Source organism: Paenibacillus sp. GYB003, assembly GCF_036577625.1.
Taxonomy (GTDB): Bacteria; Bacillota; Bacilli; order Paenibacillales; family NBRC-103111; genus Paenibacillus_AB.
The window spans coordinates 155,639-170,934 of record NZ_JARBDC010000032.1 but is presented as its reverse complement, the minus strand read 5'-3'; the positions used below and the strand labels follow the sequence as shown (position 1 = coordinate 170,934).

Sequence of the window (15,296 nt, the reverse complement as noted above, 5' to 3'; positions counted from 1 at the left end):
AATTTGAACGACCTGCCGATGTTCGAGATCGCCGACGAAAAGTATGCGATGGGCAACGCCAACCCGCTCGTCAAGCGGCAGGCGACCGGCGTGCTGGCGACGAACGCCGAGCATGGGGTCGCCCGCTTCCTGCAGTCGCTCGTTCCGCCCGTTCGGGGGTAAGGCGGCTCATGCGCAAAAGAACACGATCGGCGCCAACAGGACGCACCCGCCCGGCGGGTAGTGTTCTTTCGAGCACTATATGCCGCCGTCCCGGCCGTATCGGGCTGTTGCCGCCGCCGTTAATGCGCAAAAGAACAATATCGGCGCCAACAAGGCGCACCCGCCCGGCGGATAGTGTTCTTTCGAGCACTATATGCCGCCGTCCCGGCCGTATCGGGCTGTTGCCGCCGCCGTTAATGCGCAAAAGAACACTATCGGCGCCAACAAGGCGCCCCCGCCCGGCGGATAGTGTTCTTTCGAGCACTATGAGCCGCCGTCCCGGCCGACTCCGCCCGGTTCCCGGCCCGCTTCCTGAAGCAATAGTCCCTCCGCGTCCGCTTCCTCGGGCATGCGGAGTTTTTTACCTGCCTATAGGCGAGCGCAATTTGTGGAAACGACGACGGTTCAGTACAATAGGAATAAACCAAACGGGCATTTACGGAAACGGAGGAACGACAGTTGAAACAAAGCGAGCGGCCGCCGGGCCGGTGGCATGCGCACCGCATTCGCGTCCGTTATCAGGAAACGGATCGGATGGGCGTCGTCTACCACGCCAACTACGTCAATTGGTTCGAGATCGGACGTACGGAGCTCATTCGCGAGCGCGGATTTCCGTATAAGCGTATCGAAGAGCTCGGCCTGTATTTGCCGGTCGTCGAGCTGGAGTCGAAGTTTCGCCAGCCGGCCCGTTACGACGATGAGATCGTCCTCTACACGCGCATCGCCTCCTACAGCGCGATGACGGTCCATTTCGAGTCGCAGGTGCGCAAGGCGGCGGAGGGGAGAGTCGATGCGGACGCACCGGAAGCGGACGCCGACGCGCATGGCGAACGCCGACGCGCGAACGACTCGGCGGAGCCGGAAGGGGAGCTGCTCGTCTCGGGCATGACGCGCCACATGTGGCTGAACCGGGACTGGAAGCCGGTGCGGATCGATCGGGAGGCGCCGGAGCTGTTCGGGCTGCTCGGCGACGAACGATGATCGGGCGCGTATTGCTGCTGCTGTTTATCGTCGTCCCGGCATTGGAGCTATGGACGATCATCGAGGTCGGCCAACGGATCGGCGGCTGGCAGACGTTTATTCTGATCGTCCTGACGGGAATCGTCGGCGCTTATTTGGCCAAGAAAGAGGCGGCCAAAGTATGGGCGTACGCGCAGCGCGACATGGCGGCCGGCATGGCGCCGACGCTGGCGATTTTGGACGGCATTTGCATTTTCGCCGGAGGCGTGTTTCTCGTATCGCCGGGCTTTTTGACCGATGTCGCCGGCATTTTGCTCGTCCTGCCGGTCACGCGGCCGCTGTTCCGCAAGCTGCTGGTCGCCTGGATTCAAAAAAGGCTGTCCCGGGGAAGGCCGTTTTTCTTTTTCCGGCGGTGACGGCTTCGCGTTCGCATCTTCGACCATACGTTTCGATTTTCATCCCCCGGCGCCGTTTACGGGGGATCGCTTTTTTTTCGCAATTTGCGTCAAATTTAACAATTGCTTAACATCGGACTAACAATCGGCGGCGATAATAAAGAAAAACCATATCGCGGGTGGGGGAGTCGAAGTGTCGAAGTGGACGCAGCAGCAGACGCAGACGCAAGCGAAGACGATGTACATCAACCGGGATTTGAGCTGGATCGAGTTCAACCGGCGCGTGCTCGAGGAAGCGCAGGACGGCTCGACGCCGCTGCTCGAGCGGATCAAGTTTTTGTCGATCGTGTCGACGAATTTGGACGAATTCATGAGCGTGCGCGTCGCGGGCATTACGGATCAGCTGAAGGCGGGCTACGCGAAAAAAGATTTCACCGGCTATACGCCGGAAGGGCTGCTGCGCCGCATCATGAAGCGGACCGGCAAAATGGTTCAGGAGCAGTACAAAACGTTTCGCGAGCTGTCGCGGGCGCTCGCCAAGGAAGGCATTATTTTTACCGATAACGCCGATTTGACCCCGAATCAAAAAAAGCTGATGGACCACTATTTCCACGATTACGTCTTTCCCGTGCTTACGCCGATGGCCGTCGACCAGAGCCGGCCGTTTCCGCTCGTGCACAGCCTGAACCTGTATCTTGCGGTCACGCTGTTGCGGGAAGGGGACGCTCCGGACGAGGAGCCGTACTTTGCGATCGTGCAGGTTCCGTCCAACCTGCCCCGTTTGATCAAAGTGCCGGCGCGCGCGAACAGCGTCAAGCAGGAATTCGTGCTGCTCGAGGATTTGATCGAGACGCATATTCGAACGATGTTCGCCGGCTACGTTCCGATATCCGTGGATCCGTTCCGGCTGACGCGCAACGCGGATTTGACGCTTGACGAGGAAGGCGCCGAAGATTTGCTCGAAGAGATCGAGAAGGAGCTGAAGCGCAGGCGCTGGGGGTCTCCGGTCAGGCTCGAGGTGCAGAAAGGGTTTCATCCGTACGCGCTGGACATGCTTAAGGAAGAGTTCGAAATCGGCGAAAACGTGTTCGAAATCGACGGTCCGATCGACCTCAGCTATTTGATGAAGCTGTCGGCTTCGCTGCCCGATTTCGACCATTTGCGCTATCCGAGGCTGGAGCCGGCATATCCGTACGAGCTGGAGGAGGCGGACGATCTGTTCGAGGCGCTCCGCCGGCAGGACGTGCTCGTGTACCATCCGTACGAGTCGTTCGACGTCGTATGCGATTTTATCGAGCAGGCGGCGGGCGATCCGGACGTCATGGCGATCAAAATGACGCTGTACCGGGTAAGCGGCAATTCGACGATCGTCAGCGCTTTGGCGCGGGCCGCCGAGGCGGGCAAGCAGGTGACGGCCGTCGTCGAGCTGAAAGCCCGCTTCGACGAGGAGCGGAATATCGCCTGGGCGAGGCAGCTGGAAAAGGCGGGGTGCCACGTCGTGTACGGCTTGGTCGGCCTGAAGACGCACGCGAAAATATTGCTCGTCGTCCGTCAGGAGCAGGACGGGCTGCGCCGCTACGTGCACGTCGGGACCGGCAATTATAACGACAATACGGCGCGGCTGTACACCGACGTCGGCTTGTTTACGAGCAATCCGGTGATCGGCGAGGACGCCTCGGTGTTGTTCAACGAAATGACCGGCTATTCCGCGCCGCACGATTGGCAGGCGTTCGGCGTGGCGCCGGCCGACATGAAGACGAAGCTGCTCGGGCTGATCGCCCGCGAAGCGGAAAACGCCGCGGCGGGCCGGCCGGCGCGCATCATCGCCAAAATGAATTCGCTGTCGAATCAGGAGATGGTCGACAAGCTGTACGAGGCGTCGCGCGCGGGCGTGCCGATCGAGCTGATCGTCCGGGGCGTCTGCTGCCTGAAGCCGGGCGTGCCGGGCTACAGCGAAACGATATCGGTGCGCAGCGTCGTCGACCGGTTTCTCGAGCATTCGCGCATCTTTTATTTCGAAAACGGCGGCGATCCCGAAGTATGGCTGTCCAGCAGCGACTGGATGACGCGCAACCTGACCCGCCGCATCGAGCTGATGTGCCCGGTGCTCGACCCGCGGCTGAAGGAAACGGTCATCCGCATTTTGCGCCTCAGCCTGACGGACAATGTGAAAGCGCGCATCTTGACGCCGAACGGACAGTACGTTCGCGGGACGGCGGAGGAGCCGGCCGCGCCGCTGCGCAGCCAGTTCGAGGCGCAGCGCATCGTTACGTGGAAGCGGCCGAACGATTCGGCTTGAGGCGCAAGCCCCACCCTTTTTTGAAATCGCCGGATATCCGCTCGATTTCGTTCAGCTCGATCGCGGGATCGTGCCGGCTGCTCCAGTCGAGGAGCAGCTCCTGCCCGCGAACGCTCGCGCGGATGTCCGCAATCGGCTGCGTCTCGCTCCGGTCGAGCGCGACGGCGAGCTGCAGCAGCGAGCCGAGCCGGTAAACGAGGTCCGAATCCGAGTCGGCGAGCAGCTCCTTGTACGGCGCCATCGCGGCGCGGCTCCGGCTTTTCGACCGGAACGAGGCGATCAAGGCGCACAGCACCGCTTCGCGATGGGTCAACCCGTCCAGCCGCGAATGGACGAGCAAATAAAACGTATGCAGATGATAGTCGTAAAAATGGACGGTCACCCCGATCCGGTACAGCAGCGCGGCGGCCTGCAGCAGCCCGCGCGCCCGCGGCCCGAACGTTTCCCCGAGCGACAAATCGTCGAACAGCCGAACGGCGAAACGGCTCACCTGAGCGGCATGCGCCGGGGAGACGGCGGGATGCTGCGCGAGCAAGTTATGCGCGCTGTCCGCCAGCACGTCGCTGCGGATCGGCTCGCCGGGAAAGACGGTCTCGTAAAAGACGCCGTCGCGCAAACCGGCCCCGCTGACGATGCAGCGGCCGGCGCGCAGATGCAAAAACAGGGTATGCAGGATGATCAATCCGGGCACGATAATGTCGGCGCGGTTCCGGGACAGCCCTTCGACTTTTTCGCGTTCTTTGGCGGTCAGCGACGGCAGCCAGCCGGCGAGACGGTCGAGGTCGGACGGGCTCATTTCGTACCGGTGCGTTTGCGAAAATGCATATTTTTTCATGCTTTGGTCGATTTTACACAAGGAACGAATCGTCCCGCCCAAGCCGACGAGCGGAAGTCCGGGCCCGCTCTGCAGCCATCCTTCGCCTTTGGCGAACGCGGATACCGTGTCGCGCAGCCTTTTCGCTTCCTCCCTGCCGATCGTGCCGCCGTCCGTATACGCTTTGGCCGTGTTGACCGCCCCGAACGGAAACGAAACGCTGCGGACGAGGGTTCGGCCGCGAAACAGCGATATTTCCGTGCTGCCTCCGCCGATGTCGATCAAATAGCCGTCCGCGATGTCCATCGCGTTCATGACGCCGACAAATCCGAGGCGCGCTTCTTCTTCGCCGGATACGATTTCGACGCGCATCCCGGTGCGGAGGCGCAGCTGCTCGGCCGCATACCGTCCGTTTGTCGCGTTGCGGATCGCCGCCGTGGCGACGGCCCGCACCGTCGACGCCCCATGGACGCGGCACAGCATCCGAAAATCGTTCAAAATGGCCGCCAGGCGGCCGATATCGCGATCCGCGATCGAGCCGTCGGGCGCGATCGCCGCGCTCAGCCTCGCCGCTTGTTTGCTTTCGTCGATGACGCGATACGATTTCGCGCCGATTCGTTCATATACGACAAGCCGAACCGAGTTCGATCCGATGTCGATAATGCCTACGCGTTCGTTTTCCATGACTGTTTGTCGGCCTCCATGCGCGGTGATGAGCAACGCAGATCTATTCTACCAAAAAAATGTTTATTGGCGCGATAATGAAGTTTTATGCCCCGTTTTGTATCTTTATCGTCTGAAATCATTTATCATATTAGTTGATAGTTTTTCTCGATCAGTCGCGCGATTAACCTCAACTTTTAGCGAAAAGGAGCGATACAGATATGACAGCTACGAAAGGTTTGGAAGGCATAGTTGCGACAACGTCTTCGATCAGCTCGATCATCGACGGCGTACTGACATACCGTGGAATCGACATTGACGATTTGGCCGAGCACGCCTCCTTCGAAGAGGTCGTTTATTTGCTTTGGTACGGCAAGCTGCCGAATAAATCCGAGCTGGAGCAGCTGCACAAGCAGCTGAGCGACAGCGCGGCCGTGGCGGACTCCGTCATTCAGCAGATCAAGCTGTATCCGAAAGATACGAATTCGATGGCCGCTCTCCGTTCGGCCGTATCCGCGCTCGCGCTGTACGACGGCGAAGCGAACGACATGAGCCCGGAAGCGAACCTGCGCAAGGCGGTTCGTCTGCAAGCGCAGCTGCCGACCATCGTCGCGGCGTTCGCCCGCATTCGCGAAGGCAAAGAGCCGATCGCGCCGAAGGCGAACGTGTCGATCGCCTACAATTTCCTGTACATGCTGACCGGCAAAGAACCGGATTCGGTTGCGGTCGAAGCGCTCAACAAAGCGCTCGTGCTTCACGCCGACCATGAGCTCAATGCGTCGACGTTCGCCGCGCGCGTAACGGTCGCCACGCTTTCCGACATTTACTCCGGCGTTACGTCCGCCATCGGCGCGCTGAAGGGCCCTCTGCACGGCGGCGCGAACGAAGCGGTTATGGCGATGCTCGAAGAAATCGGCTCGTCCGCGAACGTGGAAGCGTACATCAACGAGAAGCTGGCGAACAGGGAAAAAATTATGGGCTTCGGCCACCGCGTTTACAAAAACGGCGACCCGCGCGCGAAGCATTTGCAAAAAATGTCCCGCGAGCTCGGCAAAATTACCGGCAACATGAACTGGTACGACATGTCGATCAAAATCGAAGAGCTCGTAACCGGGCAAAAAGGGCTCAAGCCGAACGTCGACTTTTATTCGGCTTCGGTGTACACGTCGCTCGAAATTCCGCGCGATCTGTTCACGCCGATTTTCGCCATCAGCCGCGTGTCCGGTTGGACGGCGCATATTTTGGAGCAATACGGAGACAATCGTCTCATTCGTCCGCGCGCCGAATATACCGGCCCGGTCAATCAGAAATACGTTCCGATCGAAAACCGTTAATTCCGGCTTCGACGGAAAGCCCTAAACCCATCATTCCCTTCGGACGGGGCGTTTCAGACCCGGGGGCTGCGACTCCCGTTCTTTTGCGGGCATAGACGCCAATTGTTCCCCAATGCGACGTTTTCAAACGGCTTATACCGGTCGCTTTCGGGGAAGTCCCGATTCCAAGCGGCGTTTTCCATATCCATTTTCAAACCAGGAGGTTTCCCATGGCTCAATTCGAACAATACGCACTCCCGACCGAAGGTCAGAAGCTGACCATCGACAACGGCAAGCTGATCGTCCCGAACAACCCGATCATCCCGTTCATCGAAGGCGACGGCACCGGCCCGGACATTTGGGCGGCTTCCAAGCGCATATTGGACGCGGCTGTCGAGAAAGCTTATAAAGGCGAGAAAAAAATCGCATGGTACGAAGTGTACGCCGGCGAAAAAGCGTTCAATCAATTCAACAGCTGGCTGCCGGCCGACACGCTGACGGCGATCCGCGAATATATCGTGGCGATCAAAGGTCCTTTGACGACGCCGGTAGGCGGCGGCATCCGCTCGCTGAACGTGGCGCTTCGCCAAGAGCTCGACCTGTACGTTTGCTTGCGCCCGGTCCGCTACTTCAACGGCGTTCCTTCGCCGGTGAAACGTCCGGAGCTCGTCGATATGGTCATTTTCCGCGAAAACACCGAGGACATCTACGCCGGCGTCGAATGGCAAGAAGGCACGCCGGAAGTGAAAAAAGTGCTCGAATTTTTGCAAAAGGAAATGGGCGTCAAAAAGATCCGTTTCCCGGAAACGTCCGGTATCGGCATCAAGCCGGTTTCGAAGGAAGGCTCCGAGCGTCTCGTCCGCGCCTCGATCGAATACGCGATCAAGCACGGCCGCAAGAGCGTTACGCTCGTGCATAAAGGCAATATCATGAAGTTCACCGAAGGCGCGTTCAAAAACTGGGGCTATGAGCTCGCGGAACGCGAATACGGCGACAAGGTGTTCACTTGGGCGCAATACGACCGCATCAAGGAGCAGCAAGGCGCCGAAGCGGCCAACAAAGCGCAAAAAGACGCCGAAGCGGCCGGCAAAATCATCGTGAAGGACGCGATCGCCGACATCGCGCTGCAGCAAGTGCTGACCCGTCCGACGGACTTCGACGTCATCGCGACGCTCAACCTGAACGGCGACTACTTGTCCGACGCTCTGGCAGCTCAAGTCGGCGGCATCGGCATCGCGCCGGGGGCGAACATCAACTATGTGACGCACCACGCGATTTTCGAAGCGACGCACGGCACGGCTCCGAAATATGCGGGACTCGACGTCGTCAACCCGGGCTCCGTTACGCTGTCCGGCGTCATGATGCTGGAGCACCTCGGCTGGCTCGAAGCGGCCGACCTGATCTACAAAGGGCTCGAGCAGTCGATCGCCAACAAAACGGTTACGTACGACTTCGCCCGCCTGATGGAAGGCGCGACCGAAGTGAAATGCTCCGAGTTCGCAAATCTCGTTATCAAAAACATGGGCTAATCGACTGAAGCAAGTGAAAAGGGGCTCCGAAGCGTACATCGAGTACATTTCGGGGCCCCCGAGACTTTTAAAGGGATCGGGGCTTCGATTCGGATCCGGGGCAGGGGGCTTCGCCGCGCCGGGGGATCGACCCAACCGAGACGACCGGACATTACGGAACTGTATTCCGCTATCAGCCTCAAGTTACTACGCATCCGTTCAAATAAAGGTACGCCGATCCGTTATTGGGGCATGAGTTCGCCTCTGAAAGAGCCAGTAGAGCCGAATAGCGGAAAAATAATCCTTTATGAACCGGAGATAAGCGAATTCGGGTACGTTTAACGGAACGCAAATCCGTTAACCATTCGTAATGTATGAAAACGGCGCCTATAACGGAGCTTAAAGATGGCAAACAGGAAAGGGCTGCATACTATCGAAAGTTTCTTTTGGAAACTTCGACAAACCGTCAAGGAGGTCTCCTTACCATGTCTATTCGGCGCAGAAAGATTACCGTCGTAGGGGCGGGCTTCACCGGCGCGACTACCGCGTTTCTGCTCGGGCAAAAAGAGCTCGGCGACGTCGTGCTGCTCGACATCCCGCAGCTCGAAAACCCGACGAAGGGCAAAGCGCTCGACATGCTCGAGGCGAGCCCGGTACAGGGCTTCGACAGCAGCATCGTCGGCACGGCCAACTACGAAGATACGAAAGATTCCGACGTCGTCATCATCACGGCCGGCATTGCCCGCAAGCCGGGCATGAGCCGCGACGATCTCGTCAACACGAACGCCGGCATCGTAAAATCGGTGTGCGAAAACGTCAAAACATACAGCCCGAACGCGTACGTCATCATTTTGAGCAATCCGGTCGACGCGATGACGTACGTCGCCTATCAAACGCTCGGCTTCCCGAAAAACCGCGTCATCGGCCAATCCGGCGTTCTCGACACGGCCCGTTACAATACGTTCATTGCTAAGGAGCTGAACGTATCGGTCGAAGACGTGCGCGGCGTCGTTCTCGGCGGCCACGGCGACGACATGGTTCCGCTCGTTCGCTACTCCAGCGCAGGCGGCATCCCGATCGAGAAGCTGATCCCCAAGGAGCGCATCGACGCGATCGTGCAGCGCACCCGCACCGGCGGCGGCGAAATCGTCAACCTGCTCGGCAACGGCAGCGCGTACTATGCGCCGGCCGCTTCGCTCGTGCAAATGACGGAAGCGATTTTGAAGGACAAAAAGCGGATTTTGCCGACGATCGCACTGCTTGAAGGCGAATACGGCTACGAGAACCTGTTCATGGGCGTGCTGACGATTCTTGGCGGCGGCGGCATCGAGAAAGTGATCGAGCTCGAATTGACGGCCGAAGAGAAAGCGGCCATGGACAAATCCGCCCAATCCGTACGGAACGTCATCGCGGTCGTCAACGGCGGATAAGGCCGTTTGGCCGTACCGTACCGTCGGCCGGACGGACGGATCGATGGACGGATGATGGATGCAAAGCCTCCGGTATCGTCCGCTTCTCGCGGGCGATTCGGAGGTTTTCGTTCGTTTGCGGGCGGAAAACGCGAAAGTTTGTATCGGGCCGCGCTTTTCGGTATACTACAGGTGGAATACGATTCCAAGCGGAACCGAAGGAGGCAATATCGTCGTGTATCAGGCAATGTACATCATTCACGTTCTATCTGCGTTGGCCCTCATCTTTTACATTTTGCTTCCGTTTTTGGTAGGGGGAGCGACAAACCGTACGACGGCGATCGCGCTCAGCCGGGGCAATCGGATCGGGCAGTACGTCTTGATTTTGGCTTTTTTGTCCGGGGGGTATATGGTCAGCAAAGCGGAATATTCCGTCTGGTGGATGGTTCTCGCCGTCGTGCTCATTCTCGTCATGTTCGCGATGACGGGGATGGCGTCCAAGCCGTTCAAAGCTTTGATCGGCGGCGATACGGCGGGCGGAGCGCTGCGGAAGCTGCGCATGTTTACGTTGATTGGCGGCGTCAGCTACGTGCTTCTTCTCGGCATGATGCTGGGGCCCAAATAAAGAAAGCGAAAACGGCCGGAACGCCCGACGGGCGGTCCGGTTTTTTTCTTGTTTCTGGAAACATCCGCAAGCGAAGCCGCGTCTAATAAAGGGAACCCAAAGGAGGGATCGACGAATGGGCTCGTACATTCGCATCGCGTTACTTTCGCTCCCGGTCCGCGGGGCTGCATATACGCGAATCCGGAACGCGCTTAAGCGGCCGGAAGACAAGGAAGCGAACCGATGAAACGTCTGCTGCTGCTGGCGGTTTGCTTGTTCGTTTTGACGTCGGGGTATGAAGATCGCGGGGAGAAGTCGGCAGCGGAAGCGTTGGACAAATCGGGGATCTCATCCAGCCGCGTCATGCATCGGCACGAACTGGACGATGCGGTTATCGTCTTTTACGAGGACCCGGACGGCGGGCTGAACGCAGGCTTGATCGATAAAAAAGGAAGCCGCTTCCAATGGGGCTTCGGCGGCGGAACGGTATCCCCGCAAAACGGGAGCCACTGGGCATGGATCAACCTCGACATGAACTCGAAAACGAAGCGGTACCAGCTTTATTACGGCGTCCTGCAGGACGAATCGGTCCGCCGACTCCATATCCGGCATAAAGGGATCAACAGTTATATCGACAAAGACGCCGAGCTGGTCCGAACAAGCGCGGGATACACGCTCTGGTTTGCGCTCCAGGACCGTTACAGCGAGGTGCATCCCGGTTTTGAGCTGGACGGGTATTCCGCCGACGGGGAGCGCGTTTACCGTTACGAATGACGGCTTACTCCTCGTTCAGCTCGTCCAGCGTTTTCTCGAAGCTCGGGGCGAAGTGCCGCAAAAAATAACGGATTTCCGGCATGTCGAGCATTTCGATCGACTGCTCGATCTGTTTTTTGGCGACGGCGAATTCCCGGTTGCCGGCGGACAGCTCGGAGACGCATTTCAAGTAGGCGTCCAGCAGATCGGCGGCTTTGATGTAGCGGGCGTGCTCGGGATTCGCTTTTTTCGCCTCGATCAGCGGGCGGTACGTCGGCTGCAGGCTGTCCGGCACCATGCCGACGAGACGCTCGGCGGCGATCTGTTCGATTTCCCGGAAATTGCGCAAAATGTTCGGGTTATGATGCTTGACCGGCGTCGGGATATCGCCCGTAAACACTTCGGTCGTATCGTGGAACAGCGCCTCGGTCACGATCGCTTCGGTCGGCAGCTTCTTGCCGTAGACGTCGTTCGCGATCGTGCACAGCGCGTGGACGAGCAGGCAGACGTGGAACGAATGCTCCGCGACGTTTTCTTTGACGCTGTTGCGCATCAGGCTCCAACGTTCGATATAGCGAAGCCGGTACAAATAGGCGAAAAAATGGCTTTCCACAATGAGTATCCTCCCATCTCGCGCAGTCGGACTATCGGGTATCGGTTGCGTGCGAGCCGGCGCATACGGCGGCTCCCGATGCCGCCGGTCGCCCCGCCGCGTTCCGCCTATTTCGCTCCGGCCACGATCCGTCTCAAAATCGTCCGGTGCAGCTTTTCCGGCGAAACGTTCGGACTGCCGGCGTTAATGCGCGGAATTTGCAGCGGGTTGCGGTCCCGCGTCGCCATCTCCGGCACGATCGTGAAGGCGAATTCGATGCCGGCCTCCTTCAGCAGCCGCGAAGCCGTGCCGTCGAAGACACCGTACGGATAAGCGAGCGCGTTCACCTTCTCCGGGCCGAGCGGCGTCATCCGTTTGACGCATTCCGCGGTATCGGCGGCGATCCGGCTCCGGTACTGCTCCTCCGTCTCCTGCACGCCGTTCACGACAAGCCGGTGCGTCATATTAGGCGTAACCGGATCGTTATGCATGCCGTGCGTATGGCACTGCGCGCTGATGGCGCCCGGGCGGGCCGACGTCATCGCCTTCACCTGCTCCGGGGTCATGTACGGCGGCTGGTACCGCTGCGGCTCGTCCTGCTTGTCGGTAATGACGAAGACGGTCGCCGGTATGTCCTGCCTGGCCAAAATCGGATAAGCGTGGCTGTAGAAGCTTTCGTAGCCGTCGTCGAACGTGACGAAAACGGCGTTGTCGGGAACGGCTCCGCCCCGCATGAAGCTTTCGAATTCCGCGAGAGAAATAAACCGATAGCCTTTGTCGCGCAAATAGGTCAATTGGTTCTCGAACAGCCCGGACGTTATCGTCGAGGAGCTGACGTCGGTATCGTGAACGTGGTGGTACATCAGCACCGCCACCTGGTTCGAATAGTACGCATTGCCGCGGGAAGCGTTCAAGGAAGGCATCAGTAAAGTGATGCCGACGAGGAACATGACCATCGCGGTTAAAATCGGTTTCGTCATCGCAGCTGCTCCTTGCCGGGCGAAACGCCCTTTCGAATACGATTCGGCATGTCGAATGCGGTATTGACGCATACGAACATTCATTCGACGATAGCGGCGGAAATCCTTCCGGACTCGGATCGTTAAACGTTCGTCGGCCCCGCTTCGGCGGACAGACTTCTAGCAACAATGATTCTAAAGTGGTATGATCGACTTAGGAATTCATTATAGCATTTTATACGTCCGAAAGGAGCACAACAATCGCATGCAGCAGTTTCGGGAAAGCATTTATAAACTTATCGTGGAAACGTCGACGAATTTGCCCGCGGACGTCCGCCGGGCCATTCAGCGCGCGCAGGAGCAGGAAGACGAGGGGACGCGGGCGGCGTTGTCGCTCTCGACCATATCCGAAAACATAACGATGGCGGAATGCAACGTTTCGCCGATTTGCCAGGATACCGGCATGCCGACGTTCATCATTCATTGTCCGGTCGGCGCCAATCAGATCGAAATGAAGAAGCAGATCGTCGAGGCGGTGCGTCAGGCGACGAAGGACAGCAAGCTGCGCCCGAACTCGGTCGATTCGCTGACCGGCGCCAACAGCGGCGACAACATCGGCCCCGGCGTGCCGGTCATCCATTTCGAGCAGTGGGAGAAGGACGACATCGACGTGCGGCTTATCCTGAAGGGCGGCGGCTGCGAAAATAAAAACATCCAGTACAGCCTGCCGGCCGAGCTGGAAGGCGTCGGCAAAGCGGGCCGCGATCTCGACGGCATCCGCAAATGCATCATGCACGCCGTCTATCAGGCGCAAGGCCAAGGGTGCAGCGCGGGCTTCATCGGCGTCGGCATCGGCGGCGACCGGACGACCGGCTACGAGCTGGCCAAGCATCAGCTGTTCCGCGAAGTCGACGACGTCAATCCGAATCCGGAGCTGGCGAAGCTGGAGGAGTACGTGCTGGAAAACGCGAACAAGCTCGGCATCGGCACGATGGGCTTCGGCGGCCAGGTGACGCTGCTCGGCTGCAAAGTCGGCGTCATGGACCGTCTGCCGGCCAGCTTCTTCGTCTCGGTCGCTTACAACTGCTGGGCGTTCCGCCGTCAGGGCGTCGTGCTCGACACGGGGAGCGGGGCGATCAAGAGCTGGGTGTACGAGGGCGGCAGCAGCGTGAAAATGGCCGATCCGGCCGCCAAAGCATCGGCCGCATCGGAAGGACGGCGCGAAGTCGTGCTGCAGGCGCCGATTACCGAGGAGCAAATTCGGGCATTACGCGTAGGCGACGTCGTCGTCATCAACGGACCGATGCATACGGGCCGCGACGCGCTGCACAAATATTTGATCGATCACGACGCGCCGGTCGACCTGAACGGCCACGTCATTTACCATTGCGGGCCGGTCATGTCGAAGGACGAGAGCGGAGAATGGCATGTCCGCGCCGCCGGGCCGACGACGAGCATTCGCGAGGAGCCGTACCAGGGCGATATTTTGAAAAAGTTCGGGCTGCGCGCCGTCATCGGCAAAGGCGGGATGGGGCCGAAAACGCTCGCCGCGCTGAAGGAGCACGGCGCCGTCTACCTGAACGCCATCGGCGGAGCGGCGCAATATTACGCCGAATGCATCAAAAAAGTGGACGGCGTCCATTTTATGGAGTTCGGCATTCCGGAAGCGATGTGGCACCTGCAGGTCGAAGGATTCGCCGCCATCGTCACGATGGATTCGCACGGCAACAGCCTGCACGCCGACGTCGACAAAAGCTCGCTCGAGAAGCTGGCCGAATTCAAGGAACCGGTATTCAAATAAGGCTGCGGACAGGAATGAACTTCCCCCATGAAACCCGATAAACAAAAGCCGTTCGGCATCCGCTTCAACGACTGGTTCGAAGCGAACATGTTTCTGATTATCCCGGTATCGATGATACTCGGGTTTTTCTTTTACCGATGGCTGGAGGGCGGCACGGCGCTCGTGCCGTATTTGTTCGCCTACTTGACGTTCGTCATGGCGCTCGGCTGCAGTCCGAAGCAGGTGCGGGACGCGCTCCGGATGCCGCTGCCGATCCTGATGACGCTGGCGCTCGTGCACGTCGTCGCTCCGCTGGTCGCTTACGCGGCGGGAACGATGCTGTTCGGCGCAGGGTCGCCCTACGTGGTCGGGCTCGTCCTGTTCGCGGTCATTCCGCTCGGCGTCTCCTCCGTCATCTGGGTCGGGCTGTCGGGCGGCAACGTCCCGCTCGTCCTCTCGATGATCGTCATCGATTCGCTGATCAGTCCTTTCGTCGTTCCGCTGGCGATCGGTCTGCTGTTCGGGGCGGACATCCATTTCGACTATTGGCACATTATGCGGGATTTGCTCGTCATCGTCTTCGTCCCGACGGTCATCGGCGTCGCGGTCAACGCGTTGACGCGCGGCAGGGCGAAGGCGCGGTCGGCCCCTGTAACCGCGCCGACGTCGAAGCTCGCGTTCGCCGCCGTCATTTTCATCAACGCCGCCGCCATCGCGCCGCACGCGTTCGCGATGAAGGGGGAGCTGCTCAAGCTCGTGCCGGTCGTGCTCCTCTTTGTGGCGTTTTGCTACGCGCTCGGCTTGTTCGGCGCGCTGCCGTTTCGCAGCAAGCCCGTCCTGGTGACGATCACGTACAGCTCCGGGATGCGCAACATTTCGCTCGGCATCGTCATCGCCCTGCAATATTTCGAGCCGGCGGCCGCGGTGCCCGTCGTCATGGGCATCCTGATCCAGCAGCCGATGGCGACGCTCCAGCATCGTTTACAAAATCTTTACTGGAAAAAGCGCGAGGCCGGCGCTACGATTACTCAATGATAACGTAATCG

Annotated in this window: 14 protein-coding genes; 11 read left to right on the top strand and 3 right to left on the bottom strand. The window is 59.4% G+C overall.

Translation table 11 applies throughout. The features are described from left to right. The first annotated feature begins 3 nt into the window (after positions 1-3). The 4 genes from PV407_RS29525 (at position 4) to ppk1 (ending at position 3,855) form a co-directional block, all read left to right on the top strand. Positions 4-162: an HAD hydrolase family protein gene (locus PV407_RS29525; protein ID WP_442951649.1), complete on the top strand. Its 159-nt coding sequence runs from the start codon at positions 4-6 to the stop codon at positions 160-162. 573 nt (positions 163-735) lie between these two features. Continuing rightward, a complete protein-coding gene (locus PV407_RS11620; protein WP_442951648.1) occupies positions 736-1,182 on the top strand; it encodes an acyl-CoA thioesterase in 447 nt (148 codons plus the stop codon). Next, complete coding sequence (locus PV407_RS11615) at positions 1,179-1,577, top strand: FxsA family protein (RefSeq protein WP_332090082.1); 399 nt, start codon at positions 1,179-1,181, stop codon at positions 1,575-1,577. Before PV407_RS11620 ends, PV407_RS11615 begins: the two co-directional genes overlap by 4 nt. 172 nt (positions 1,578-1,749) lie before the next feature. Further along, complete coding sequence (gene ppk1, locus PV407_RS11610) at positions 1,750-3,855, top strand: polyphosphate kinase 1 (RefSeq protein ID WP_332090081.1); 2,106 nt, start codon at positions 1,750-1,752, stop codon at positions 3,853-3,855. Here the strand turns inward: ppk1 and PV407_RS11605 are convergent. Further along, the gene (locus tag PV407_RS11605; protein WP_332090080.1) at positions 3,824-5,353 is read right to left on the bottom strand and encodes a Ppx/GppA phosphatase family protein; all 1,530 of its coding nucleotides are present in this window, start codon (positions 5,351-5,353) and stop codon (positions 3,824-3,826) included. The genes ppk1 and PV407_RS11605 overlap by 32 nt on opposite strands. 200 nt (positions 5,354-5,553) lie before the next feature. Between PV407_RS11605 and citZ the strand changes: the two genes are divergently transcribed. From citZ to PV407_RS11580, 5 genes are all read left to right on the top strand, one after another. Beyond that, positions 5,554-6,666 (top strand): citrate synthase, encoded by a 1,113-nt coding sequence (citZ, locus tag PV407_RS11600; RefSeq protein ID WP_332090079.1) that lies wholly within the window; start codon positions 5,554-5,556, stop codon positions 6,664-6,666. A gap of 209 nt (positions 6,667-6,875) precedes the next feature. Further along, on the top strand, positions 6,876-8,174 hold the full coding sequence (icd, locus tag PV407_RS11595) for an NADP-dependent isocitrate dehydrogenase (RefSeq protein ID WP_332090078.1): 1,299 nt from the start codon (positions 6,876-6,878) through the stop codon (positions 8,172-8,174). A gap of 464 nt (positions 8,175-8,638) precedes the next feature. Continuing rightward, a complete protein-coding gene (gene mdh, locus PV407_RS11590) occupies positions 8,639-9,583 on the top strand; it encodes a malate dehydrogenase (RefSeq protein WP_332090077.1) in 945 nt (314 codons plus the stop codon). A 214-nt stretch (positions 9,584-9,797) separates the two neighbouring features. Then, complete coding sequence (locus PV407_RS11585) at positions 9,798-10,187, top strand: hypothetical protein (RefSeq protein WP_332090076.1); 390 nt, start codon at positions 9,798-9,800, stop codon at positions 10,185-10,187. Between the two features lie 222 nt (positions 10,188-10,409). Then, on the top strand, positions 10,410-10,940 hold the full coding sequence (locus PV407_RS11580; RefSeq protein WP_332090075.1) for a hypothetical protein: 531 nt from the start codon (positions 10,410-10,412) through the stop codon (positions 10,938-10,940). Positions 10,941-10,944: 4 nt separating this feature from the next. On the opposite strand, the gene yfbR is transcribed toward PV407_RS11580, so the two are convergent. Further along, positions 10,945-11,532, bottom strand: coding sequence for a 5'-deoxynucleotidase (gene yfbR, locus PV407_RS11575; RefSeq protein ID WP_332090074.1), 588 nt, complete (start codon positions 11,530-11,532; stop codon positions 10,945-10,947). Between the two features lie 107 nt (positions 11,533-11,639). Continuing rightward, on the bottom strand, positions 11,640-12,491 hold the full coding sequence (locus tag PV407_RS11570; protein WP_332090073.1) for a polysaccharide deacetylase family protein: 852 nt from the start codon (positions 12,489-12,491) through the stop codon (positions 11,640-11,642). Positions 12,492-12,735: 244 nt separating this feature from the next. Between PV407_RS11570 and PV407_RS11565 the strand changes: the two genes are divergently transcribed. Then, entirely contained in the window at positions 12,736-14,271 is a 1,536-nt protein-coding gene (locus tag PV407_RS11565; protein WP_332090072.1) for a fumarate hydratase, read from the top strand. Positions 14,272-14,298: 27 nt separating this feature from the next. After that, on the top strand, positions 14,299-15,285 hold the full coding sequence (locus tag PV407_RS11560; protein WP_332090071.1) for a bile acid:sodium symporter family protein: 987 nt from the start codon (positions 14,299-14,301) through the stop codon (positions 15,283-15,285). Positions 15,286-15,296: the final 11 nt, after the last annotated feature.

Bases quoted from the DNA above. Each gene is read 5' to 3' on its own strand.
- PV407_RS11620 (WP_442951648.1), top strand. From the start codon at position 736: ATGGGCGTCGTCTACCACGCCAACTACGTCAATTGGTTCGAGATCGGA.
- PV407_RS11615 (WP_332090082.1), top strand. From the start codon at position 1,179: ATGATCGGGCGCGTATTGCTGCTGCTGTTTATCGTCGTCCCGGCATTG.
- PV407_RS11605 (WP_332090080.1), bottom strand. From the start codon at position 5,353: ATGGAAAACGAACGCGTAGGCATTATCGACATCGGATCGAACTCGGTT.
- citZ (WP_332090079.1), top strand. From the start codon at position 5,554: ATGACAGCTACGAAAGGTTTGGAAGGCATAGTTGCGACAACGTCTTCG.
- icd (WP_332090078.1), top strand. From the start codon at position 6,876: ATGGCTCAATTCGAACAATACGCACTCCCGACCGAAGGTCAGAAGCTG.
- mdh (WP_332090077.1), top strand. From the start codon at position 8,639: ATGTCTATTCGGCGCAGAAAGATTACCGTCGTAGGGGCGGGCTTCACC.
- PV407_RS11580 (WP_332090075.1), top strand. From the start codon at position 10,410: ATGAAACGTCTGCTGCTGCTGGCGGTTTGCTTGTTCGTTTTGACGTCG.
- PV407_RS11570 (WP_332090073.1), bottom strand. From the start codon at position 12,491: ATGACGAAACCGATTTTAACCGCGATGGTCATGTTCCTCGTCGGCATC.
- PV407_RS11565 (WP_332090072.1), top strand. From the start codon at position 12,736: ATGCAGCAGTTTCGGGAAAGCATTTATAAACTTATCGTGGAAACGTCG.
- PV407_RS11560 (WP_332090071.1), top strand. From the start codon at position 14,299: ATGAAACCCGATAAACAAAAGCCGTTCGGCATCCGCTTCAACGACTGG.